The sequence below is a fragment of the Massilia sp. WG5 genome, assembly GCF_001412595.2.
In the GTDB taxonomy this organism is placed as follows: domain Bacteria; phylum Pseudomonadota; class Gammaproteobacteria; order Burkholderiales; family Burkholderiaceae_D; genus Telluria.
Map to the genome: position 1 here is coordinate 4068814 of NZ_CP012640.2, position 22351 is coordinate 4091164.

General features: G+C 67.0%; 19 protein-coding genes. 5 read left to right on the forward strand and 14 right to left on the reverse strand.

The window, feature by feature from the left end:
- Positions 1-6: 6 nt before the first annotated feature.
- From AM586_RS18180 to AM586_RS18200, 5 genes are all read right to left on the reverse strand, one after another.
- A complete protein-coding gene (locus AM586_RS18180) occupies positions 7-1344 on the reverse strand; it encodes a M20/M25/M40 family metallo-hydrolase (RefSeq protein ID WP_052234455.1) in 1338 nt (445 codons plus the stop codon).
- A gap of 74 nt (positions 1345-1418) precedes the next feature.
- Positions 1419-1736: a hypothetical protein gene (locus tag AM586_RS18185; protein WP_047826540.1), complete on the reverse strand. Its 318-nt coding sequence runs from the start codon at positions 1734-1736 to the stop codon at positions 1419-1421.
- Positions 1733-2569 carry a hypothetical protein gene (locus tag AM586_RS18190; RefSeq protein WP_373887953.1) on the reverse strand — a complete coding sequence of 279 codons (837 nt, stop codon included), beginning with the start codon at positions 2567-2569 and terminating at the stop codon, positions 1733-1735. Before AM586_RS18190 ends, AM586_RS18185 begins: the two co-directional genes overlap by 4 nt.
- Before the next feature lie 10 nt (positions 2570-2579).
- Complete coding sequence (locus AM586_RS18195; RefSeq protein ID WP_047826542.1) at positions 2580-3137, reverse strand: DUF882 domain-containing protein; 558 nt, start codon at positions 3135-3137, stop codon at positions 2580-2582.
- Between the two features lie 112 nt (positions 3138-3249).
- Positions 3250-5346, reverse strand: a complete 2097-nt coding sequence (locus AM586_RS18200; RefSeq protein ID WP_052234456.1) for an MASE4 domain-containing protein — start codon at positions 5344-5346, stop codon at positions 3250-3252.
- Between the two features lie 205 nt (positions 5347-5551).
- On the opposite strand from AM586_RS18200, the gene AM586_RS18205 reads away from it, so the two are divergent.
- Together AM586_RS18205 and AM586_RS18210 are read left to right on the forward strand one after the other, a co-directional pair.
- Positions 5552-8311, forward strand: coding sequence for a pitrilysin family protein (locus tag AM586_RS18205; RefSeq protein ID WP_109370485.1), 2760 nt, complete (start codon positions 5552-5554; stop codon positions 8309-8311).
- A 159-nt stretch (positions 8312-8470) separates the two neighbouring features.
- Positions 8471-8863 carry a hypothetical protein gene (locus tag AM586_RS18210; protein WP_047826543.1) on the forward strand — a complete coding sequence of 131 codons (393 nt, stop codon included), beginning with the start codon at positions 8471-8473 and terminating at the stop codon, positions 8861-8863.
- A 39-nt stretch (positions 8864-8902) separates the two neighbouring features.
- On the opposite strand, the gene AM586_RS18215 is transcribed toward AM586_RS18210, so the two are convergent.
- On the reverse strand, positions 8903-10609 hold the full coding sequence (locus AM586_RS18215) for a M1 family metallopeptidase (RefSeq protein WP_047826544.1): 1707 nt from the start codon (positions 10607-10609) through the stop codon (positions 8903-8905).
- A 146-nt stretch (positions 10610-10755) separates the two neighbouring features.
- Between AM586_RS18215 and AM586_RS18220 the strand changes: the two genes are divergently transcribed.
- Positions 10756-11346: an isochorismatase family protein gene (locus AM586_RS18220; protein ID WP_047826545.1), complete on the forward strand. Its 591-nt coding sequence runs from the start codon at positions 10756-10758 to the stop codon at positions 11344-11346.
- A gap of 27 nt (positions 11347-11373) precedes the next feature.
- Here the strand turns inward: AM586_RS18220 and AM586_RS18225 are convergent, their stop codons facing one another.
- Positions 11374-11658: a hypothetical protein gene (locus AM586_RS18225; RefSeq protein WP_047826546.1), complete on the reverse strand. Its 285-nt coding sequence runs from the start codon at positions 11656-11658 to the stop codon at positions 11374-11376.
- Between the two features lie 128 nt (positions 11659-11786).
- Complete coding sequence (locus AM586_RS18230; RefSeq protein WP_047826547.1) at positions 11787-12773, reverse strand: LLM class flavin-dependent oxidoreductase; 987 nt, start codon at positions 12771-12773, stop codon at positions 11787-11789.
- 123 nt (positions 12774-12896) lie between these two features.
- Between AM586_RS18230 and AM586_RS18235 the strand changes: the two genes are divergently transcribed.
- Positions 12897-14159, forward strand: coding sequence for a serine hydrolase (locus AM586_RS18235; RefSeq protein ID WP_229411281.1), 1263 nt, complete (start codon positions 12897-12899; stop codon positions 14157-14159).
- A 147-nt stretch (positions 14160-14306) separates the two neighbouring features.
- On the opposite strand, the gene AM586_RS28190 is transcribed toward AM586_RS18235, so the two are convergent.
- Entirely contained in the window at positions 14307-14696 is a 390-nt protein-coding gene (locus tag AM586_RS28190; RefSeq protein WP_162600558.1) for a hypothetical protein, read from the reverse strand.
- Between AM586_RS28190 and AM586_RS28195 the strand changes: the two genes are divergently transcribed.
- Positions 14662-15072, forward strand: coding sequence for a hypothetical protein (locus AM586_RS28195; protein WP_162600559.1), 411 nt, complete (start codon positions 14662-14664; stop codon positions 15070-15072). The genes AM586_RS28190 and AM586_RS28195 overlap by 35 nt on opposite strands.
- 83 nt (positions 15073-15155) lie before the next feature.
- Here AM586_RS28195 and AM586_RS18245 read toward each other — a convergent pair whose 3' ends face one another.
- The 5 genes from AM586_RS18245 to AM586_RS18265 form a co-directional block, all read right to left on the reverse strand.
- The gene (locus AM586_RS18245) at positions 15156-16121 is read right to left on the reverse strand and encodes an alpha/beta fold hydrolase (protein WP_047826548.1); all 966 of its coding nucleotides are present in this window, start codon (positions 16119-16121) and stop codon (positions 15156-15158) included.
- Positions 16122-16175: 54 nt separating this feature from the next.
- The gene (locus tag AM586_RS18250; protein WP_047826549.1) at positions 16176-17681 is read right to left on the reverse strand and encodes an acetyl-CoA hydrolase/transferase family protein; all 1506 of its coding nucleotides are present in this window, start codon (positions 17679-17681) and stop codon (positions 16176-16178) included.
- Positions 17682-17685: 4 nt separating this feature from the next.
- Positions 17686-18603 (reverse strand): bestrophin family protein, encoded by a 918-nt coding sequence (locus AM586_RS18255; RefSeq protein ID WP_047826550.1) that lies wholly within the window; start codon positions 18601-18603, stop codon positions 17686-17688.
- A 316-nt stretch (positions 18604-18919) separates the two neighbouring features.
- A complete protein-coding gene (gene uvsE / locus AM586_RS18260; protein ID WP_047826551.1) occupies positions 18920-19804 on the reverse strand; it encodes a UV DNA damage repair endonuclease UvsE in 885 nt (294 codons plus the stop codon).
- 151 nt (positions 19805-19955) lie between these two features.
- Positions 19956-22349 carry a PAS domain-containing sensor histidine kinase gene (locus AM586_RS18265; protein ID WP_052234459.1) on the reverse strand — a complete coding sequence of 798 codons (2394 nt, stop codon included), beginning with the start codon at positions 22347-22349 and terminating at the stop codon, positions 19956-19958.
- Between the last annotated feature and the right edge of the window lie 2 nt (positions 22350-22351).

Below are 22351 nucleotides of genomic sequence, written 5' to 3' on the forward strand. Positions count from 1 at the left end.
AAAACATTATTGCTGGCGGGTCAGGCGGTACATCAAAAGAGCGGCGCGGATCGCGCCGCGTTCGATCGAGGCAACGTCCAGGCTTTCGTTCGGCGAATGCGTGCCGCTGCCGCCGGCGCCCAGGCCGTCGAGGCTGTCGACATGGGGTGCGGCGAACTGGATGTCGCCGGCGCCGCGCGATTCCGGCGGAACCACGTCGATCGGGCCCAGGCCGGCATCCTGGCTGGCCTGCGAATACTGCGCCAGCACTTTCAGGTTGCCGGGCGTGACCGCCATCGGCGGGTAGGATTCGCGGAAGTCGATTTTGGCGCTGGCGCCCGGCAGGCTGTGGGCGACGATCTCGCGCATGCGCGCCTGGGCGCGGTCGCGCTGGGCCGGGTCGAGGGCGCGCAGGTCGCCCTTCACGGTCACGGTGTTCGCGATGATGTTGGTCTTGCCGAAGGCGCTGCCGCGCGAGCCGGCCTCGTCGAAGGACACCTCGGTGCCGCCCAGGATCACGCCGGGATTGAAGGTCAGGCCGGGTTCGACCACCTGCTGGCGGAAGGCGTCGAGGATGCGCGCCGCCTCGTACACGGCGCCGTAGCCGTTCGCCCCGAACACGGCCATCGAATGTCCCTGGCGCGCCTTGACCTCGAGATCGAAGGAGCCGGACGAGCGCCGTCCCACAGTGGCGGCCGGCACGCCGTTCTTGCCCGGCATGCTGCTCTCGAAGCTCAGGGCAACGTCGCTGCGCTTGGCCAGTTCGACCATGTCGCCGCGTGCGACGCTCTTCGGGTTGCCGGCATTTTCCTCGTCGCCGGTCAGCACCACGGCGATGCGGGCGCCGTCGAGCACGCCCGCGCGCTGCAGCGCGCGCAAGGCTTCGATCATGATCACGTCGCCACCCTTCATGTCGGCGACGCCCTGGCCCCTGATCTGGCTGACTTTGCCGTCGGGGCCGGCCTGCGGTTCCCAGGCCGGGGTGGCGTTGCCCGGCTCGAAGACGGTGTCGAGGTGACCCAGCAGCAGCAGGCGCTTGCCGCCGCCCTGGCGCTGGCCGGACTCGCGCTCGGCCAGCAGGTGGCCGGCGCGCCGCATCTCAGGCGGCATCTCGATCCAGCGCGTCTTGAAGCCGAGTTCGTCGAACTGGTCGCGGAACAGCTTGCCGACCGCGCGCACGCCCTGGTGGTTCATCGTGCCGCTGTTGATGAGGACGCTTTGCCGCAGCAGTTCCAGGGCTTGCGGCGCATGGGCGTGGACTTCGGCCACGATCCGCTGTTCCACCGGACTCAGTGCCTGCGCACCCGCCACGTTCACCATCACGCCTGCCGCCAGCCCCAGCACTGCCTTCACCGTTCCGCGCATCGCTATCTTTCTAAAAAATAATGATGCTCAACTGTACACCGATTCGGTGCTGCAAGCTGTATGGACAGGGCGATTCAAGGCCGCGGATCGGTCGGGTAGGGCGGCCGGCGGCGCATTTTCCGGACGATGCCGTCGCGGTCGAGCAGCAGCACCAGCTCGGCGTGGCGGCCGGCGCCGGCATCCGCTTCGTACAGCCAGGTTTCATACCCGCTGTCGAAGCGCACGGTCTGGGTCGGGCCGAAGGCGGCCAGCAGCTCGGCGCGGGTGGTGCGGCCGGGGACGACCAGTTGCGCAAGGCGGTCTTCGGCGACGATCCTGCCGGGCTCGTTCGAACCGGTGGCGCAGCCGCCCAGTGCCAGCAGCGTGCCCAGGATGGCAGTCAGGCGCTTCATGGCCGGGCCTCCGGCGCGGGCGAGGCGTCGTCCATGTACTCGAAGCTGACCAGGGTATCGTCCGGCCAGCTGCGGTCCCAGATCGGCGCGTAATAGGTGCGGTCGAGCAGGACCTGGCAGTCGCAGAAGCGCAGCATGTCGCCGGTCTGGTCGCCGCCGGCGTAGAGCATGCGGAAGGGGAGTATTTCGGTGCGTTCGCCGGCGTGCAGGGTCACCGAGAAGATCGAGCGCTCCGTGAAAAACAAGAAATTTCCTTGTGGGCTATTACACACCTGTTCCGGGCTGGTGAGGGCGTCCGAGATCCAGCTCAACAGGGGCGAGCTGTTCGACACCAGGCCGGCCTCCATGCCGACCAGGCACTCCAGGCGCAGGTCGCCCAGGCGCCGCGCGCCGGGCGGCAAGCCCGGCGTAATGACCTGAGCGCGCCAGGTCATGCTGGTGGTCTTGCGGTTGGCGACCACGGCGGCGTCCTCGCGCAGCGCCTGCTCGTTACGCGGCAGCACGAAGGTATTGTCCTCGGTCACCGTCACCGGAATCGCGATGTGGTCGCCGAGCACGCGCAGCGTGATGCCGTGCATGTTCACGCCGGGCGTGCGCGGCAGCAAGCGGAAACGCAGGACGGCCTGGGGCGCCAGCGCATGCTCGCGCTCGAAGCGTTCCATGCCCCGGATCATCTTGCGGTAGGACTTGTCGACCGGATCGCGGGTCGAGGTCACGGTGACGGTCTGCGGCGCTGGCTCGGCCTGCGCCTGCGGGGCCGGCGCAGCAGCGGCAAGCTGCGCCGATCCGGCGCAGGCCAAAGCTGCAATCAGGAAACTGCGCAAGCGCCGCATGCTGCCGGGCTTACCAGTAGCGGACGCGGCCGACGTCCATGTGGACGAACTGCGAGTCCGGGTAATAGCCGACCCCGCCTGCCTTCTGCGACATGGCGAGCTTGTGCAACTTGGCAAGATCCTGGCCCGGGACGCGCACGTCGATCGCCTTGCCTTCCATGTGCAGGCTGTGTTTCGCCACGCCGTTGGTGTTCTCGTGCAGCATCGCATTCGTTTCCGGTGAGCGGTAGCCGGAAATCACGTGGAGCGTCGGATGGCTGCCGTACTGGGCGCTGATACGGTCGAGCAGCACCAGCAGCTGCGGATCGATGGCCGATACCTTGTTGTTGCGGTGGTCGCGCAGCAGCTTGTTGATGTCCTGCAGCGCTTCAGGGATGAACTGTCCCTCGGCCCAGAAAATGCTGCGCAGGCTCTCGCCCGTGTGAGTGTTGTAGAGGCGCAAGACGCGCTCGTTCGGCGCTGCCGTACCCGGAATGGTTGCGGCCCTGGCCTTGGTGAGAACTGCCGGCGCACCGATCACGGAGGCCAGCATGGCGGAGCTTTTGAGGAAGGAGCGTCGTTGATTCATGAGCTTTCCTTTCGCTGTTCGTCAAGAAGACATGATACACCTCATGCGAAATGTGTGCAGAAGCAAGACTTTAATGGTGCGTAATCTGGAAATGTCAGCAAAAGGAAACATTTCAGTTTGTATAAGCTTGTCTGTTTCCATTCAGCGCCGCACGGATCGCACGCGCCAGCTCCTCATCGCTGTACGGTTTGTTCAGCAGGTTGACACCCTGCTTCAGTTTGCCGTCCTGGATGACTGCGTTTTCCGAATAGCCGGAGGTGAACAGCACGCGGATCTCCGGATGCATCTCGCGGGCGACGGCGGCCAGCTGCGGGCTGTTCATCGTGCCCGGCATGATGACGTCGGTGAACAGGAGATCGATTTGGCGGTGCTGGCGCAGCACGGCGGCGCCTTCGTCGGCGCTGCTGGCGCGCAGGATCCGGTAGCCGCGCGCCGACAGGATTTCGGCAACGTTGTCCTGGATCGCGACTTCGTCGTCGACCACGAGGATGGTTTCGCTGCCACCCGCGACCGGCGCCGCCGGTGCCGCGCTCTTTTCGACCGCCGCTTCGGCAGTGCGCGGCAGCAGGATGGTCACGGTCGCGCCGCTTCCCGGTTCGCTGTCAATCGCGATATGGCCGCCGCTTTGCTTGACGAAGCCATAGGCCATGCTGAGGCCGAGTCCGGTTCCCTTGCCGACGCCCTTGGTCGTGAAGAAGGGCTCGAAGGCGCGCTCGCGGACTTCCATGCTCATGCCGCTGCCGCTATCGATGAAGGCCACGCATACATAATCCTTGCCGCCGAGCTCGAGACGTTCGGCTTCGCTGTCGGACAGGACGGTATTCGATACCTGGAGGGCGAGGACGCCGCCGCCCTGCATCGCATCGCTCGCATTCAAGGTGAGGTTCAGGATGACGTTTTCCAGTTGCTGCTGGTCGACCTTGACGTTCCAGCTGTCGGGCGCGATCGCCAGCTCGATGCGGACGCGTTCGCCGACGGCGCGCTTGAGCAGTTCGTCCATGTCGGCCAGCACCAGCGCCATGCTGGTCGGCGCCGGCTGCAGGGGCTGCTTGCGGGCGAAGGACAGCAGTTGCGAGGACAGGCGGGCGCCGCGCCGGACCGCATCGCGCGCCGAGCTGCAGCGCTGCAGCACCTTGTCGTTGGCGGGCGACAGCATGCGGATCAGGTCGAGATTGCCGCTGATAATGTGCAGCACGTTATTGAAATCGTGGGCGACCCCGCCGGTCAGCTTGCCCATGGCTTCCAGCTTCTGGGCGTGCAGCAGCGCGTTCTGGGCGTCTTCGAGCGAGCGCGTGCGTTCCTTGACGAGGAGTTCCAGCCGCTCCTGGTGGCGTTCGAGCTTGTCCTTGGCGAGCGCGAGCTCGTCGGCGTTGGAGGCGGCCTTCAGGTAGACGCGGTGGATGGTCTGCATGTACAGCACCAGCATGACCAGCGCGGACAGCAGGGCGTTCAGGCGGCCGACATACCAGCCGACCGACAGCCGCGCCCCGCCGGCCATGGTGATGATGTTATCGAAGGCCAGGGCCAGGATGGCCACGCCCAGCCAGGCGCTGATGGGCGTGCGGAAGCGGCTGGCGCGCCACAGGAAGAACAGGGCGGCGAACAGGATCGCCTGGATCAGCGGGCCGTAGCCGGTCCTGGTCACCAGGCTGTAATCGTCGCCGACGTTCTGGACCGGCAGGAAGTCGTGCAGGACCGTCACCGCCGCCAGGGTCGCGGCCAGCGCCACGGCCATGATGGCGGCGGCGCGGGCGAAACTGCGGCGGGCGTCCGCCACGGTCCGGCCCGCCCCGCGCCATTCCGCCACGGCATAGCCGAGCAACATGCCGCCCGCGCCCAGGTGCCAGAAGAACCACAGCCAGATGGTCGTCTGCGCGCCGCCCAGCAGGCGCTCCCCGGCGACGAAGGCGCCGGGGAGGGACAGGAATTGCGCGGCCAGCACCGCCGCCGTATACACGCAACCGGACCAGAGCCACAGCAGCGAACGGATGCGGGTCTGCAGGAAATAACCGTAGACGAGGTAGGACGCCAGCAGATAGGTCGCGATCAGCGTCGCCTGGTAGGCCGGCACGAAGGCCGCGACGTTCTGCCACTTGTGGCTGGCGATCGGCATCAAGAGCAGCGTGACGACGGTGACGGCCAGGGCCAGGGCAAAGGCGCCGAGCTGGTAGGGGGCGAAAGGGGTGCGGAAAGAGGGATGGGCGATCATAGAGCTGCCTGGTTACGATGCTCGACGGGCGCAGGAGCAGCGTCAACAGGGAGCAGGGGTCAGGAAGAATAGCACGCTACCCGCTGCAAAGGTGAAATAAGGCCTTCTTTGTGGAAACATTTGCGCCGGTCGTGGCGTCTTATCGTGCATCCGTGCGCATGCCCCGCTGGCATAGAATGATCGGCCGGATTCCAGGAGGCACCGCATGCGTCTGTCGATTCTTCCACGAATGCTCTTCGCCGTATGGCTGGCCGCGCTGAGTGCATTCGCCGCCGCCGCGCCGCCGCCCGCCGTCGCCATCCCCATCCCCGACATCCCCTACACCAAATTCGTGCTGAGGAACGGCCTGACCGTACTTGTGCATGAGGATCACAAATCGCCCGTGGTGGCGGTGAACACCTGGTATCACGTCGGTTCCAAAAACGAAAAACCGGGCAAGACCGGTTTCGCCCACCTGTTCGAACACCTGATGTTTTCGGGCAGCGCGAACTTCAACAAGACCTTCCTGTCGGCGCTGGAAGGCATCGGCGCGAGCGACTTGAACGGCACCACGAACCGGGACCGCACGAATTATTTCGAGACCGTGCCGACCTCGATGCTCGACTACGTCCTGTTCGCCGAGAGCGACCGCATGGGCCACCTGCTGGGCGTGCTCGACCAGAAGAAGCTGGACCTGCAGCGCGGCGTGGTGCAGAACGAGAAGCGCCAGCGCGAGAACCAGCCCTACGGCGTGGTCGAACAGATCGTGACCGACAATACCTGGCCGGCCAATCACCCGTATTCCTGGACCACGATCGGCTCGATGGACGACCTCGATGCGGCGTCCATGGCGGACGTGACGAAATGGTTCAAAGACAATTACGGTCCGAACAATGTGGTGCTGGTGCTGGCCGGCGACATCACGCCCGCGCAGGCCCGCGAGAAGGTCGAGAAATACTATGGCGATATTCCTCCCGGCCCGCCGGTGGCAACCCAGCGCGCCTGGGTCGCGAAGCGCAGCGGCAGCCATCGCAGCAGCGTGCAGGACCGGGTGCCGCAGGCGCGCATCTACCGGGTCTGGAACGTACCCGGCGCCGACACGCCGGAAGAGGCGCTGCTCGACCTGGCGGCCCACGTGCTGGGCGGCAGCAAGACTTCGCGCCTGTACCAGCGCCTGGTGGTGAAGGAACAGCTCGCGACCTCGGCCTTCGCCGGCGACGACTCGAGCGAGATCGCCGGCCAGTTCGGCATCAACCTGAGCGCCAGGCCGGGCGCCGATGTGGCGCGCATGGAGCGCGCCGCCGACGAGGAACTGCAGGCGCTGCTGGCGAGCGGTCCGCGCGAGGACGAGCTGCGCCTGGCGAAGACGGCGATCCTGGCGCAGTACGCGCGCAGCGTCGAACGCGTCGGCGGCTTCGGCGGCAAGAGCGACATGCTGGCGCGCTGCATGAGCTTTACCGGCGACCCGGACTGCTACCAGACCTACCTGAAGCGCATCCAGGCGGCGACCCCGGCGATGGTACGCCAGGCCATGCGCACCTGGCTGGGCGATGGCGACTACGTCCTCGAAGTCGATCCTTTCCCGGGCGGCCTGTCTCCTTCGCTCACGACGCTGGACCGCAGCAAGGGAGCGCCCCTGGGCCGGCCGGAAGCGCTGCACCTGCCGCCGATGCAGACGGGCACGCTGTCGAACGGCCTGAAGGTGGTGCTGGCCGAGCGCCATGGCGCGCCGGTAGTGAACCTGTCGATGATGATCGACGCCGGCTTCGCTTCCGACCCCCATGCGCTGCCGGGCCTGGCCAGCCTGACGCTGCGCATGCTGGAAGAGGGCGCCGGCACGCGCTCGTCGCTGCAGGTCAGCGCCGAGCTGGAAGCGCTGGGCGCCTCCTTCGGTTCCGCCACCAACCTCGACGGCGCCTTCGTCAACATGAACGTGCTGAGCCCGACGCTGCCGCAGGCGCTGGGGCTGTATGCCGACCTGGTCCTGCACCCATCCTTTCCGCAGGCCGACTTCGCGCGCCTGCAGCGCGAACGCATCGCCGCCATCGGGCGCGAAAAGACGGCGCCGCGCGCGATGGCGCTGCGCGTGCTGCCGGGGCTGCTGTACGGCAAGGATCACGCCTATGGCCTGCCGCTGACCGGCACCGGCACCGAGGCCGGGGTGGCGCGCATGCGGCGGGAAGACCTGGTGCGCTACCACCAGGCCTGGTTCAAGCCCAACAATGCGACCCTGCTGGTGGTGGGCGACACCACGATGGCGGCCTTGGCGCCGCTGCTGGAGAAGGCCTTCGCCGGCTGGCGGCCGGGCGCGGTGCCGCGCAAGGACGTGGCCCGGGTGGCGCAGCCGGACAAGACCGTGGTCTACCTGATCGACCGTCCCGGCGCCCTGCAGAGCGAGATCGTCGCGGCCCAGCTCGCGCCGCCGCGCAACAGCCCGGATGCGGTGGCGCTGAACCTGCTGAACGACGTGTTCGGCGGCACCTTCAGCTCGCGCCTGAACATGGATCTGCGCGAGGACAAGCACTGGTCGTATGGGGTCGGCTCCTCGCTGGTGGCGGCGGTCGGGCAGCGCATCCTGTTCAGCGCTTCGCCCGTGCAGACCGACAAGACCGCGCCGGCGCTGCGCGAGCTGATGCGGGAATACGCGGACATCGCCGGCGCCCGCCCCATCACCCGGCCGGAACTGAAAGCCGCGCAGGACAACGAGACCCTGGGCCTGCCGGGCGCCTTCGAGACCATCGTCCAGCTCAGCAACGGCTACGCCACCATCCTGCAGTACGGCCTGCCCGAGGACTACTACAACACGGTCACCGACAAGGTGCTGGCCGTGGACCCGGCGGCGCTGAACGCGCTGGCGGCCCGCACCATGTCGCCACAGCAATTGTGGATCGTGGTCGGCGACATGGGCAAGATCGAGGCCGAGGTGCGTGCGCTGGGTGTGGGCGAGGTGCGCAAGATCGATGCGGATGGGAATCCGGCGCCTTGAGCAGGGCATTTGCAAACAGATGTAACGGCCGGGCTGGGTCAGCTTTGGGGAGGCCGTGATTTTTTGTTACGGTTTGGCACAATTGCCAATCGTGCGTATGGACGAGGGGTGTAAGATACGCTCACAGTATTTCATTTTTGATAATAAAAGGAGCCCTTCATGAAGACCACGACCCTTTCGATTTCGAGCATCCTGTTTGCTGTCGCCGTGCTGGCCACCGGTTGCCACAAGACGGAAAAGACGACCGTCGAGACCAACGGCATGGGCCCGGCCCAGACCGCCGGCAAGACCGTCGACGACGCCGGTGCGCACGCAGCCGCTGAAACCCGCCAGGCGGCCGCCGACGCCAACGCCGCGGCCGACCGCGCTGGCGCGAAGATCGATGCCGCCACTGACCGTGCCGCCGTGAAAGCCGATGCCGCCGCCGAGCGCGCCGGCGAAAACATGCGCGAAGCCGGCGCCAACGTGAAAGAAGGCGCCAAGGATGCGACCGCCGCTACCGGCCGCGCGCTGGAGCGTACCGGCGAGAAGATGCAGAATTCGTCGAAATAAGCGCCACGTCGTCCCCGCCTTCGCGGGGACGACGCGCAATCAGGCTTTCGCCTTCTTCTTTTTCTGCTCTTCCTGCCACTCGTGATACCGCTCGATGTGCCGCTCCCTGCGCAGCACTTTCGAATGCGGATCCAGCGTATAGCTCGTCCCTGCCGGCAGATCGACGCTGCCGCGCCCATCCGTCATCGCAAGCTTCACCAGTTGATTGCCCACCTGCACCTCGACCGGCATCGGGAAAGGCGTGTCCTTGTCCGTCTTCCAAGCCAGTTGTAGGGTGTTGCCGGTGCGCGTGGCCTGCAGTTCCGGCAGTTCCTTCTGATACAGATAGGCCTGGAAGAACCAGTCCAGGTCGCGTCCGCTCACGCGCTTGACGATGGCCATGAATTCCGGCGTCGTGCCATAGCGCGGCGCGAAATTGCCGGGCCGCGGGTCGGCGGTGCCGTAGACCTCTTCGCGCACCGCGCGGAAGAAGGCTTCGTCGCCGATCAGGCCGCGCAGCGTGTGCATGACCAGCGAACCCTTGTTGTAGATATCCTGCCCCGGACCACCGCGCTTGGTATCGTAGACGTCTTCTTCCAGCTTCGGCTTGCCGGAGACGATCGGCGCCTTGTTCTCGATCATCGCGCGCTGGCGCATCAGGGAGGCGAAATATTCCATGTCGCCGCGCAGGCTCTGCATGTACAGCGGCTGCATATAGCTGCCCAGGCCTTCGTGCAGCCACATGTCGTCCCAGTTGGCGTTGGTCAGCTGGTTGCCGAACCACTCGTGGGCGAATTCGTGCTGCAGCAGCTCGTCGTAGCCATACGCCGTCTTCGCGTAGTTGTTGCCGTAGGCATTGATGGTCTGGTGTTCCATGCCCTTGTGCGGCGTCTCCACCACGCCCATCTTCTCGTCGCCGAAGGGGTAGGGGCCGATCGTGCTCTCGAAGAAATCCAGCATCTGCGGGAACTCGGCGAACAGTTCCTGCGCGCCTTTCTCGTTCTGCGGCAGGTACCACATGCGCAGCGGGATCACGTTGCCGTAGCGGCTGCGGTATTCACCGCTCAGCAGTTTATAAGGCGCGACGTTGATCGAGATGCCGTAGGTGCTCGGGTTCTTCGTGCGCCAGTGGTAAGTGCGCCAGCCGTCCTGTTCATCCATGCCCATGGCGATGCCGTTGCCGGCCGCCACCAGCGGGCTCGGGACCGTGATGTGCTCGTCGACCAGTTTCGCCTTGCCGGTCGGGTGATCGATGCAGGGCCAGAACAGGTCGCAGCCTTCGCCCTGCACCGCACTCGCCACCCAGGGCTGGCCGTCGGGCGTCTGCGACCACACGAAGCCGCCATCCCACGGCGCTTTCTTGGCCACGTGGGGCTGGCCGTGGTACTGCACGCGCACCGCCACCTGCTTGCCCGGCTGCAGGGTCTGCGGCAAGTCGATGCTCAGCTTGCCTTCCGGATTGCGCCAGCTGGTGGCGGCCAGCGGCTGGCCGTCGACGGCGATGGCGTCGATCGGCAGGTTGCGGTCGAGGTCGAGCTCGATGCTGCGCACGGGCGCGCGGGCGCCGAAGGTGAGCGTGACGTCGCCGCGGATGCTGCGCGACGCCGGCTCGATGCGCAGCTTGAGGTCGGCCTTGTCGAAGTCGAGCGCCTGCTGGTCCGCGCTGCGCTGGGCGCCGGAACCGAGTGTGTAGGCGGTAAGGGGAGGCTGGGTGGTGCTGCAGGCCGCCAGCAGTGCGCTTGCGCCGGCGATGGCGATTTTCTTCATGGTCTGCGGCGTATGCCGTCTCTGTGTATTATTCGGGCAATTTATCACAGTGGCCACGCCGGGTCTGTATTCACAGCCGGCCGCAGGCGGCTCGCCGCGCGCCGCGAAAACCGTGCCTGGTGAATACTTGCGCCAAGGAGGATTTCATGAACAAGCTAACTATCGACATCGCTCGCACGGCCCTCGTGCAGATCGACTTGCAAAACTTTAATGTGCAAAGGGAACTGGCGCCGCACCCGGCCGAGCGCGTGGTCGGCAATTGCGTGCAACTGGCCGGCGAGATGCGCGACCGCGGCGGCATGGTGATTTTCGTGCGCGTGCAGCTGGACGAGCTGCAAATGCCGGTGGCCGACAATCCGATGTTCAAGCCAGGCACGCCGACCCCGCCGCCGGAAGCGTCGTATATGGCGGAATCGGCCCAGGTGCAGGCGAGCGACCACGTGGTGACCAAGCGCCAGTGGGGCGCCTTCTACGCTACCGAGCTCGACCAGTTGCTGCGCCGGCGCGGCATCAAGACCCTGATCATGACCGGCATCGCCACCAACTATGGCGTCGAGTCGACCGCGCGCGCGGCCTTCGACCGCGGGTACGAGCTGATCTTCGTGGAAGATGCGATGAGCTCCGGCAATGCCGAAGCGCACAAGACCTGCTGCGAGAATGTGTTCCGCAACATGGGCCGGGTGCGTTCGGCGCGCGATCTCATCGACGCGCTGCAGGCCGGCACCGGCGACGCCTGAGCGTCGATCAGGGCGCCGGCCGGCGCATCACTTGTGGGTGGCCTGCGCCTGGTTGGTGCGGGTCTGGTTTGCCTGGGCTTGCGCCTGGGCGTTGGCCTGGGCCTGTTCACGTTCCTGCCTTTCCTGCTTCTTGGACATGTGGTGGCCCACCGCGCAGCCGACGGCCGCGCCCAGCACGTGATGCTTGCCCAGGAAGTGGCCGCCGACGGCGCCCGCAGCCGCGCCTTTCAGGCAGCTCGGTTTGGCATAGGCGCCGGCCGAGGCCAGCGACAGCGACATCAGCAGGGATGCTGCAACGAGTTGAGCTTTCATGATCTGTCTCCGATAAAAGGTCGATGCGAACAGCCTAGGCCTGGCAGGCCCATCCGACTGTTCGCCAGTCAACGGAGACAACGATTTCATCATCTGCCCGGTTGACCACGGGCAGGTGACCAAATGTATCAAGCAGCGCGGGCGATGTCGGCCGTGATCTCGTAGGAGCGCAGGCGCGCGGCGTGGTCGAAGATCTGCGAAGTAATCATCAGCTCGTCCGCGCCGGTGTGGTCAATGAAGGCCTTCAGCTGCGTGGCGACGGTCTCCGGCGCCCCGATGGCCGAGCACGACAGGACCGAATCCAGCATCGAGCGTTCGGGCGGACTCAGCAGATCGAGATAGCCTTCGACCGGCGGCTTCAGCTTGGTCGGACGGCCGCTGCGCAGGTTGATGAAGGCCTGCTGCATCGAAGTCGCGCGGAAGTGCGCTTCGGCATCCGTGTCGGCGGCAAAGACGTTGAAGCCGAGCATCACGTAGGGCTTGTCGAGCTGGGCCGAAGGGCGGAAGGTGGCGCGGTACAGTTCGATTGCCTGCATCATCATCTGCGGCGCGAAGTGCGATGCGAAGGCATACGGCAGGCCGAGAGCGGCCGCCAGTTGCGCACCGAACAGGCTGGAGCCGAGGATCCAGACCGGCACCTCGAGGCCGGCGCCGGGCACTGCACGGACCTGGCGGCGCGGCGAGTCCGCAAAGTAATCCATCAGTTCCACCACGTCCTGCGGGAACTCGTCGGCGTCCGACGCCAGGTTGCGCCGCAGCGCACGCGCCGTGGTGTGGTCGGACCCGGGCGCGCGGCCCAGGCCGAGGTCGATACGGCCGGGGAACAGCGAGGCGAGGGTGCCGAACTGTTCGGCGATCACGAGCGGAGAATGGTTCGGCAGCATGATGCCGCCGGCGCCGATGCGGATCGTCGAGGTGCCGTTGGCAACATGGCACATCAGGACGGAAGTCGCCGCACTGGCGATGCCCGGCATGCCGTGGTGTTCGGCCAGCCAGAAGCGGTTGTAGCCCCAGCGCTCGCCATGCTGGGCGAGGTCGAGCGAGTTGCGGAAGGAATCGGAAGCGGTGCCGCCCTCAACAATGGGGGCGAGGTCGAGTATCGAGAGAGGAATCATGGACCCATGATACGCCGATCGGATTTTTCTCGCCGAGCGTGCCCCGCTTGACCCCGCCTGGTGGCCTGCCTATGATTGCCTTCTGTTAAATCCCTGCCCAGGCCGTCCGCGCCGGTGCCATCCATGCCCGCTTTCCCGTCACGTTTCCTGCTTGCCACTGCCTGCGCCGCCGTCGTGCTGAGCGGCTGCGCCACGCCGCCGCGCTCCCCGATGGCCGAGGGCGACCAGCCCGCCGGGCTGGATGCCGCGCGCTTCGCCGAGATCGACGACGCCGTCCTGCAAGCCGTCGATGCCCATCAACTGCCGGGCGCCGTGCTGCACCTCGAGCGCGGCGGCCAGTCCCGGGAACGGGCCTACGGCAAGCTCAGCTACGAGCCGGACGCGGCGCAGGTGGCCACCACCACGCTGTTCGATGCCGCTTCGCTGAGCAAGGTGCTGGCCACGGCGCCGTCCGTCCTGAAGCTGGCGGAAGAGGGCAGGATCGACCTCGACGCGAAGCTGGTGAGCTACTTCCCGGAATGCGCGAACGGCGGCAAGGACGCCATCACGATCCGTCACCTGCTGACCCACAGCTCGGGCCTGCCCGCCGGCCTGCCGGCAAAGCCCGCCTGGCATGGCGACGCCGCCGCCCACGCGCTGGCTTGCCGGCAGGTCGTGACGCATGCGCCCGGCACTTTCTTCCGTTATTCCGACATCAACTACATCCTGCTGGGCCAGCTGGTCCAGAAAGTGTCCGGCATGCCGCTCGACGAGTTCGCGCGCACCCGCATCTTCGAGCCGCTGAAGATGCGCGATACCGGCTATGCGCCGCTGCGCCGCCTGGGCAGCGGCGCCGCCGCCTCGATCGCGCCGACCCAGAAGGGCGGCGCGGAAGGCTCGGCGCACGGCGACCTGGCGCCCGGGCAGCTGCTGCAGGGTGTGGTGCACGATCCGACCGCGCGCCGCATGGATGGGGTGGCCGGATCGGCCGGCGTGTTCACCACCGCCCGCGACGTCGCGCGCTATGCCCGCATGCTGCTGCAGGGCGGCGAACTGGACGGCGTGCGCATCCTCAGCCCGGACAGCGTGCGCCTGATGACCACGCCGCAATCGCCGGCCGGCATCGCGGCGCTGCGCGGGCTCGGCATGGACATCGCTTCGCCGTATGCGGTGCGTCCGCGCGGCGCCCTGTTCCCGGTCGGCAGCTACGGCCACACGGGTTTCACGGGTTGCGTGCTGTGGATCGACCCCGGTTCGCGCACCTTCTATGTGCTGCTGTCGAACCGGGTCTACCCCGACGACAAGAGCAATGTGCTGGCGCTGTACACCAGGCTGGGTACGCTCGCCGCCCAGGCCGGCGGCGTGAGCGCCGCGCCCGGTTCGCCGGCGCTGACGGCAATGCACTGACTGGCTTGCTGGCTCGAATAAAGTGTCGCTTTCCCGTTCAGGAATTTTGCCGTACGGCTAACGCGCGCACGCTTCTCTGCGGCCGTTTTACACTGCGAACCCTCAATTTATCTTATTGATATTGTTGAGCTTTTTGCCCCAAATCCATTAGGAGAGCGACATGAAAATGAATAAGTTACTGAAAGGCTTGCTGGGTGCATCCGTTGCGATGGCGATGTTCGGTGTCGGTAGCGCCCAGGCGCAAAGCAGCAATGCATCGACCACCGGCGATACCAATGCCAGCGCGCAGGCGGTCCAGTCCACCAGCAAATCCTCGACGCACAAGTCCAGCAAAAAGAAACACGCGAAGAAGCATAGCGGCAGCTCGGGCTCGAGCAGCACCGGCAGCACCGGATCGAGCAGCAGCATGGGCGGCACCAGCGGCACCTCGAGCAGCGGCAGCAGCAGCATGGGCAGCGGCAGCGGCTCCTCGGGCTCGAGCGGCACTTCGGGCAGCGGCAGCATGGGCACCAGCGGCACCTCGGGCAGCGGCAGCATGGGCACCGGCACCGGCACCTCGGGTTCGTCGGGCAGCAGCGGCAGCATGGGCACCGGCACCTCGGGCACCTCGGGCAGCGGCAGCATGGGCACCGGCACCGGCACCTCGGGTTCGTCGGGCACCAGCGGCAGCATGGGCACCGGTACCTCGGGCTCGTCCGGCACCAGCGGCATGAGCGGCAGCACCGGCGCCGGCGGCACCGGCACCGGCACCAGCTCGTCCGGCATGAGCGGTTCGTCGGGCATGAGCGGCTCGTCCGGCATGAGCGGCACCGGCTCGGGTTCGGGCACCGGCAGCAGCGCCACCGGCACCACCGGCACCGGCACCACCGGCACCACCAGCACCCCGCCCGCCAGCGGCACCCGCGGCTACTGATCGCCTGCCGGACCGCCGGCGAGAAGCCGGCGCAACAGACGACACCAGCCCGCGGGCTGGTGTTTTTTTATTCCCGAACTCGCTTAATGCTGCGCGAGGAAGTCGGCGATCTGCGGATGCGTCGCGGCCGGATCCTCGACTACCGGCAGGTGCCCGAGGCCGGGCAGCGAGACGAACTGTGCCTGCGGGATCGCGCGCTGCACATCCAGGTGCTCGGTGTAGGGGACGGTCCGGTCGGCGTCGCCCCATACCAGCAGCACCGGCAGGCCGCTTTTGCCGACCTTCTCGAAGTCGGGCACCGAGGAGGCGTTCGACAGGTGGCGGATGGTCGACAGGATCGCGCGCCCGAAGCCGTCGTAGCGCATCTGCGGCTGGAAGCGCTCGGCCCAGCCGCTCACGCGTTCGGGATGCGCAAAGTCGTCGAGCTGGCTGGCAGCGAGCGAGGGCAGGAACCAGGCGCGGTTCAGCCACTCGCCCACGCCCGGCCAGGCCATCACGCTGATGTCGTGTGCGCGTGTGAGCGGGGAGACCAGCACCACGCTGCGCACCCGCTCCGGATGCTCGGCCGCGAAGCGCCCGACGATCGCCCCGCCCATCGACAGGCCGAGCAGGTCGGCCTTGGGAATCTGCAGCGTATCCATGAGTTCCAGCAGCTGGTTGGCGAACAGCTCGCGGTCATAGTCGAGGGCGGGACGGTCGCTCCAGCCGCGCCCGTAGAGGTCGAAGCGGATCACACGGAAACCCTTTGCGGCCAGGTCCGCGCTGGTCTGGTCGAACACGTAGCTGGGCACTGAAAAGCCATGCACCAGCACCACCGGGCGGCCCTGCTCGGGTCCGGCGACGCGCACGTGGACGATCCCGTGCGACAGCGTGACGAACTGCCCGGGCGCCGCGCGCCGCGCGGTGGCGTCGAGCGGGCCGTGTTCCTGGTTGCGGACCAGCGGGACGATGATCAGAACCAGCGCGAGGGCGAGGGCGATGAAGCCGCCGACGGCAAGCAGGATCTTGCGCAGGCGGCGTTTCGGAGCAGGGGCAGGAGCGGCGGTCATGGAAGCGGCAGGGGCAAAAAAGATTGCCTATTGCACAGCAAACCGCCGGCAGCGTCAATCGGCGGGCAGCATCGACCCGGTTTCGCGGTAGCGCGCATGCCAGGAAAACGCCTTCTCCAGCACGTGCGGGGTCTGGCCGCCGCGCTGCTGCGCTTCCCGCACGTACTCGCGCAGCATCGCCTTGTACGGTTCGGCCGTACATTGTTCGATGACGACGTCGGCGCGTTCGCGCGGCGCCAGGCCGCGCAGGTCGGCCAGGCCCAGTTCGGTGACGACGATGTCGACGTCGTGCTCGGTATGGTCGACGTGCGAGACCATCGGCACGATCGAGGACACGCGGCCGCCCTTCGCCGTCGACTTGGTGGCGAACACCGACAGGTAGGCGTTGCGCGCGAAGTCGCCCGAGCCGCCGATCCCGTTCATCATGTGGGTGCCGCTCACATGCGTCGAGTTGATGTTGCCGTAGATGTCGGCTTCCAGCGCGGTGTTGATCGCGATGATGCCGAGGCGCCGGATCACTTCCGGATGGTTCGACACTTCCTGCGGGCGCAGCACCAGCCGGTCCCTGTAGCGCGCGAAGTCACGGAACACCTGCGCGCTCTTTTCCGGGGACAGGGTGATCGAGGAGCCGGACGCGAATTCGAGCTTGCCGGCGTCGAACAGGTCGAAGGTCGAATCCTGCAGCACCTCGGAATACATGGTGAGGTGGTGGAAGGGGCTGTCGACGAAGCCGGCCAGCACCGCGTTGGCGATGGTGCCGATGCCGGCCTGCAGCGGCAGCAGGCTGCTGGTCAGGCGGCCCTTGATGATCTCGTCCTCGAAGAAGCGCACCAGGTGGCCGGCGATGGCGGCCGTCTCCTCGTCCGGCGGCAGCACGGACGAGGTGCTGTCCGGCTGGTCGGTGATCACGATGGCGACGATCTTTTCGGGCGGGATCTCGATGAAGGGCGTGCCGGCGCGCTGCTCGACCGACATGATCGGGATCGGCTCGCGCATCGGCCGCTTCTTGGGAATCCAGATGTCGTGCAGGCCTTCGAGGCCGGTGGCCTGGGCCAGGTTGATCTCGACGATGACCTTGTCGGCCAGGATCGCGAAGCTGGCGCTGTTGCCGACCGAGGTCGTGGGGACGATCGCCCCCGTCTCGGTGATCGCCACCGCTTCGACCACCGCCACGTCGACCGGCTTGATGTGGCGGCTGCGCAGCTGCTCGACGGTCTCGGACAGGTGCTGGTCGATGTACATCACTTCGCCGCGGTTGATCGCCGAGCGCAATACCGGGTCGACCTGGAAGGGCATGCGGCGCGCCAGCGCACCCGCTTCGGTGAGCAGCTTATCCGTGTCGTTGCCGAGCGAGGCGCCGGTGAGCAGGGTGATCTTCATGGGTTCGCGGCGCGCGCGCTCGGCCAGCGCGGCCGGCACCAGCTTGACGTCGCCGGCGCGGGTGAAGCCGCTCATGCCGACGGTCATGCCGTCCTTGATCCAGCTTGCTGCTTCGGCAGCGCCGGTGACGCGATTGCGCAGCCGTGCGCAACGGATTCGATCCAGATATTCAGTCTTCATTTTTCTAGCTGAGCCGGTAGTCGACCGGCAGTAGGGGTGGGGGAAGCTTGGTGTCGCCGAGGGCGGTGCGCAGGTCGATCTCGATGGTGCGGCAGATGGCCTCGAGCGGCAGGTCGTGGTCGGACGTGCCGAACGGTTCCTCGATCTCGTCGCCGAGGGCGTCCAGGCCGAAGAAGGTGTAGGCGACGAGGGCGGTTACCACCGGGGTCAGGTCGCCGATCGCGTCGACCAGTCCGAAGGGCAGCAGCACGCAGTACAGGTAGGCGGTGCGGTGCAGCAGCAGGGTGTAGGAAAAGGGAATCGGCGTACCCTGGATGCGCTCGCAGGCGGCGGCCACGCCCGTCATCGCCGACAGGCTGGCGTCGATGCTGGGGGCGAGGCAGGGATCGAGGCGGCGCTCGCGCAGCAGCAGGCCGAGGTCGGCGCCCATCTCCAGTATCAGCGCGTACGGCAGGTTGGGCAGGGAGCGCACGCGTTCCCATTCCTGCGCCTCGAGCCAGGGCGCGACATCGGGCTCAGGATCGCCGCATCGCAGGCGGTGGCGCAGCGCGTGCGCATAGGCGATCGCGCGCCGAATCATGCGCGTGCGCAGTTGGTCCGCGCCGCCGTCCGCCAGCGACAGGCACTGGCGCGCCAGGTTGCGGCTGCGCAGGACGAGTTCTCCCCACTGCTTGCGGCCTTCCCAGTAGCGGTCGTAGGCGGCGTTGTTGCGAAAGCCCAGGAAGATCGCGAGGGGCAGGCCCATCAGCGTGAAGGGGACCGCGCCGATGGCGATCTTGTGGTTCCACAGGGTGCCATGCGTGAAGGTGACGGCGATTGCCAGCAGGGTGGTGCCGAGCAGGCTCTTCCAGATATTCGGCAGGACCGAACCGCGCATGACCAGGAACAGGCGCAGTGCGGAGGGGCGGCCGCGGACGATCATGCCGATTCCGCCGCGCGCCGGCGTGGCGGGGAGAAGATGGAATCGGACTGGCGCTGCATCATAGGATTCGAAAACTGCCTGAACGCCATCATTGTGCTACAGGCGCGAAAACTGCCGCGTCCAGCTGAGCGATGGCAAATCCCATTCTGAACTTGGTTGAAGGAAATGACTAATTCTCATTCCTGATGCCCGCTATGCATACGATGAATGGTGCGGTGCAGCGAATTTGCCGCGTGTGGCATGTTGTCGCCATGCCGGCAGCACCAAGTGGAGTTACTGGAAGCTGTGGGATTTTCGCTGGAGGGCATCACCACGCTCAGCCGGCTGCCTGCCACGGACGCAGCCCGGCGATCGCTTCTTCCTTGTTCTTGGCCTCGATCTCGATCCACGGCGCCTGCATGTAACACGCGGGCATCGTCGCGATCAGGTCCGAGTGCTGGCGGTCGTTGAAGCCCTCGCGCCCGTTCGAGATGTGCACCATCTGCTGCGCCGGATCCGGCCAGGTCGCGCGCGCCTTTTCCAGCATCTCGGCCACGCTCGGGTCGTCGTAGCTGGACAGCTTTTCGCTGACGATGTGATGGTGGGCATCGAACACCATCGGCACCCCGCTGCGCACGCAGACGTCGTGGATCTGGGCCGCGCTGTACGAATATTCATCGTTCTCCAGGCACAGGCGCAGGCGGATCGGATCGGGCAGCGCCCTGATGCGCTCGACCAGCGCGTCGCTGCGGTTGGCCTTGCCGCCGTGGATCTCGAGCACGGCCCAGGGCGAGCGCGGCTGCTCCAGCAAGTCCATGATGTCGGCGTGCATCTGCAGGATCTTGATGCTGTTGGCCACCACGTCCGGCGAATCGGAACTCAGGACCACGAACTGGTCGGGATGCATTACCAGGCGCATGCCCAGTTCGGTGGCGCGCCGGCCGGTGCGGGCCAGGCTGGGCGCCAGGTCCCGCATCACTTCGCGCCCGATGTCCTCGTCGAAGAAGGGGAAGATCGAGGACGGCAGGCGGTACAGGCGGATGCCTTCACGCTTGCAGTACTGCAGGGCGCCGTCGAGGGTCTGGAGGTTGTCGCGGTAGATATCGTCGAGGATCTTGCGCTGGCCGGCATCGGACTGCTCGAGCAGCCGCTTGCGGGTGACGGTGCGGTAGCGGACGTCCTTCGACACAGTAATGCAGACCAACCCGAGTTCAGGAGACATGGTGCGACAGAATCGTTGAGGGGCCGGCCATGTTCCAACGATTCGCTGCTACCGTCAAACCAGTGCCGTGCCGCAATTTCCTGAAACCGGGGTCAGACTCCCGGTTTTGGAAATTGCCCAAATTCGGAGTCTGACCCCGGTTTGAGGGAAATCAAAGCAGGGGGAGGGTAACGGTAAAGATACTGCCCAGGCCCTGGCCGGCGCTGCTGGCGGTGACCTGGCCGCCGTGTAGTTCGACCAGCTTGCGCACCAGCGCCAGGCCGAGGCCGAGACCGCCCTGGGCGCGGTCGAGGGTGCGCGAGCCCTGGGTGAACAGGTCGAACACCACCGGCAGCAGGTCGGGGCCGATGCCGGTGCCGTTGTCACGCACCGTCACGCGCGCTTGGGCCCCGTGTACGTCCAGCGTGGCTTCGATGCGCCCGCCTTCGTGGGTGTACTTGGCGGCGTTGTTGAGCAGGTTGGCCACCACCTGCACCAGCCGCGTATGGTCGCCGCCGACCGTCAGGGCATGCTCCGGCAGCCTCACCTCGAGCTGGTGGCGGCGCGCCTCGACCAGGGGCCGCGACTGCTCGACCGCCTCGCTCACCACGCGCCGCAGGTCGATCGCCTGGCGGTTGATCGTGACCAGGCCGCGCGTCACCCGCGAGACGTCCAGCAGGTCGTCGACAAGGTGGCGCATATGGGCCACCTGGCGCGCGATGATCTCGCTGATCTGCTTCACCCGCGGCTCGCCCGAATAGGCGATGCGCAGCATGTCGGCCGCGCTGCCGATCGGCGCCAGCGGATTGCGCAGCTCGTGCGCCAGCATCGCCAGGAATTCGTCCTTGCGGCGGTCCGCCAGCTGCAGCGCTTCCTCGGCGTGCTTGCGTTCCGTGATGTCGATCGCGATCGCGTGCACCACCTTGCTGCGGCCGTCCGGGCCGAGGCCGAGGCGGCCGCGGATATCGACCCAGATGATGCGGCCGTCGTCGGGGCGGCGCAGGCGCGGCGTGGCGCGGTAGACGCCGCCTTCGCGCATTGCGTGCTCGACCGTCTCGCGCAGCGCCGCGCGGTCGTCGGGATGAATCAGTTCCCACAGCTCATCGAGCCTGTTCCAGCTGGTGCCGAACACACTGTGCAGGTTGGCCGAGAAGCTGAGCGTGCCTTCGACCGGATCGCGCTCCCATACCGCCATGCGCGCCGCCACCAGTCCCAGCTGCAGGCGCTCCTCGCTGTGGCGCACCGCGCGCTCGGCTTCCTCGAGCTGGCTGACGTCGGTGCAGGTGCCGAACCATTGGACGATCCGCCCGCCGGCGTCGCGCAGCGGCGCGATCGAACAGAAGAAGCTGCGGTAACGCCCGCTCGCGCCGCGCAGCGGAAAGGTCATCTGGTCCGGCTGGCCGCTGACGATGGCCTGGCGCCAGCGCCGCATCACATCCGGCAGCAGGTTCGGGTCGTGCAGCTTCTGCCAGTCGTCGATCGAGACCGAGCCTGGCGCGATCCCGGCGAACTCGTACCAGCGGTCGTTGAACCAGACGATCCTGCCGTCCGGGTCGGCCATCCACACCATCTGCGGGATGTTGTTCGACAGCTGGTGGAACTTGCGGCGCTCGGCCTCCAGGTTCGTGTGCTGCTCGTACAGGCGGTCGAGCATGCGGTTGAGGGCGCCGGCCAGGCTGACCACTTCGCGGCTGCCGGCCAGCGGCGCGCGCTGGCTGCTGATGCCGGCATCGCCCAGGCTGGCGGAAAAGGCTTCCAGGCCGCGCAGGTCGCGCGTCAGCCCCAGCGCCAGGCGCTGCGCCAGCAGGAACACCAGCAGCGCCAGCGCGGCCGTGCTGGCGCCGATCAGCAGGTATTGCGGCGCAGGCGTCTCGAGCGGCGCCGCCAGCCGGCGCTCGTCCTCGCGCAATACCAGGCCGAGGTGCGCCAGGCGGGGCGGCAGCGGCACCGGCGCGCTGATCTCGCGCGCCTGCGCGCGGCGCACGCCGTCGGGTTCGAGCACGGCCCAGGGCGCCGGCTTGAGGTCGGCCAGCCGGACCTTGTACATCAATGCGCCTTCCGGCGTGCGGGTGCGTGAGTAGCGCAGCAGATAGACGCCGACCAGCTCGCCGTCCAGCAGGGCGGGGCGCTCATCGCCGCTGGCCAGACGCTCGCGCAGCCAGGCGGCCTCGCGCTCGCCGAAGCCGTTGGCGCCGTTGTCGGCGATTTCCTGGCCTTCGAAATCGGTGAACATCACTTGCACCGGGATGCCGTTCATCTGGCGCAGGCCATGCAGGAAGGGCGTCAGGTAGGTTTCCTTGCCGGCGCTGTCGACCAGGGCGTTGGCCAGGATCGGGCTGGCCGCGACATCCGCCAGGCGGGTGCTCAGCGCTTGCAGGTTGTGGCCGACGGTGGCCGCATGAAAGGTCACTTCACGCTGCTGCAGCAGGTCGTTGGCGCGCTCGCGCTGGCGGTCGATCAGCCAGAACGAAACGATCGAGATCAGCAGCATCGCGGCCGCGGTCAGGATCGCGGCGGCGATCGCGAAGCGCCGCGACAGTCCGGCGGGCCGGGAGGCAGGCGCCATCC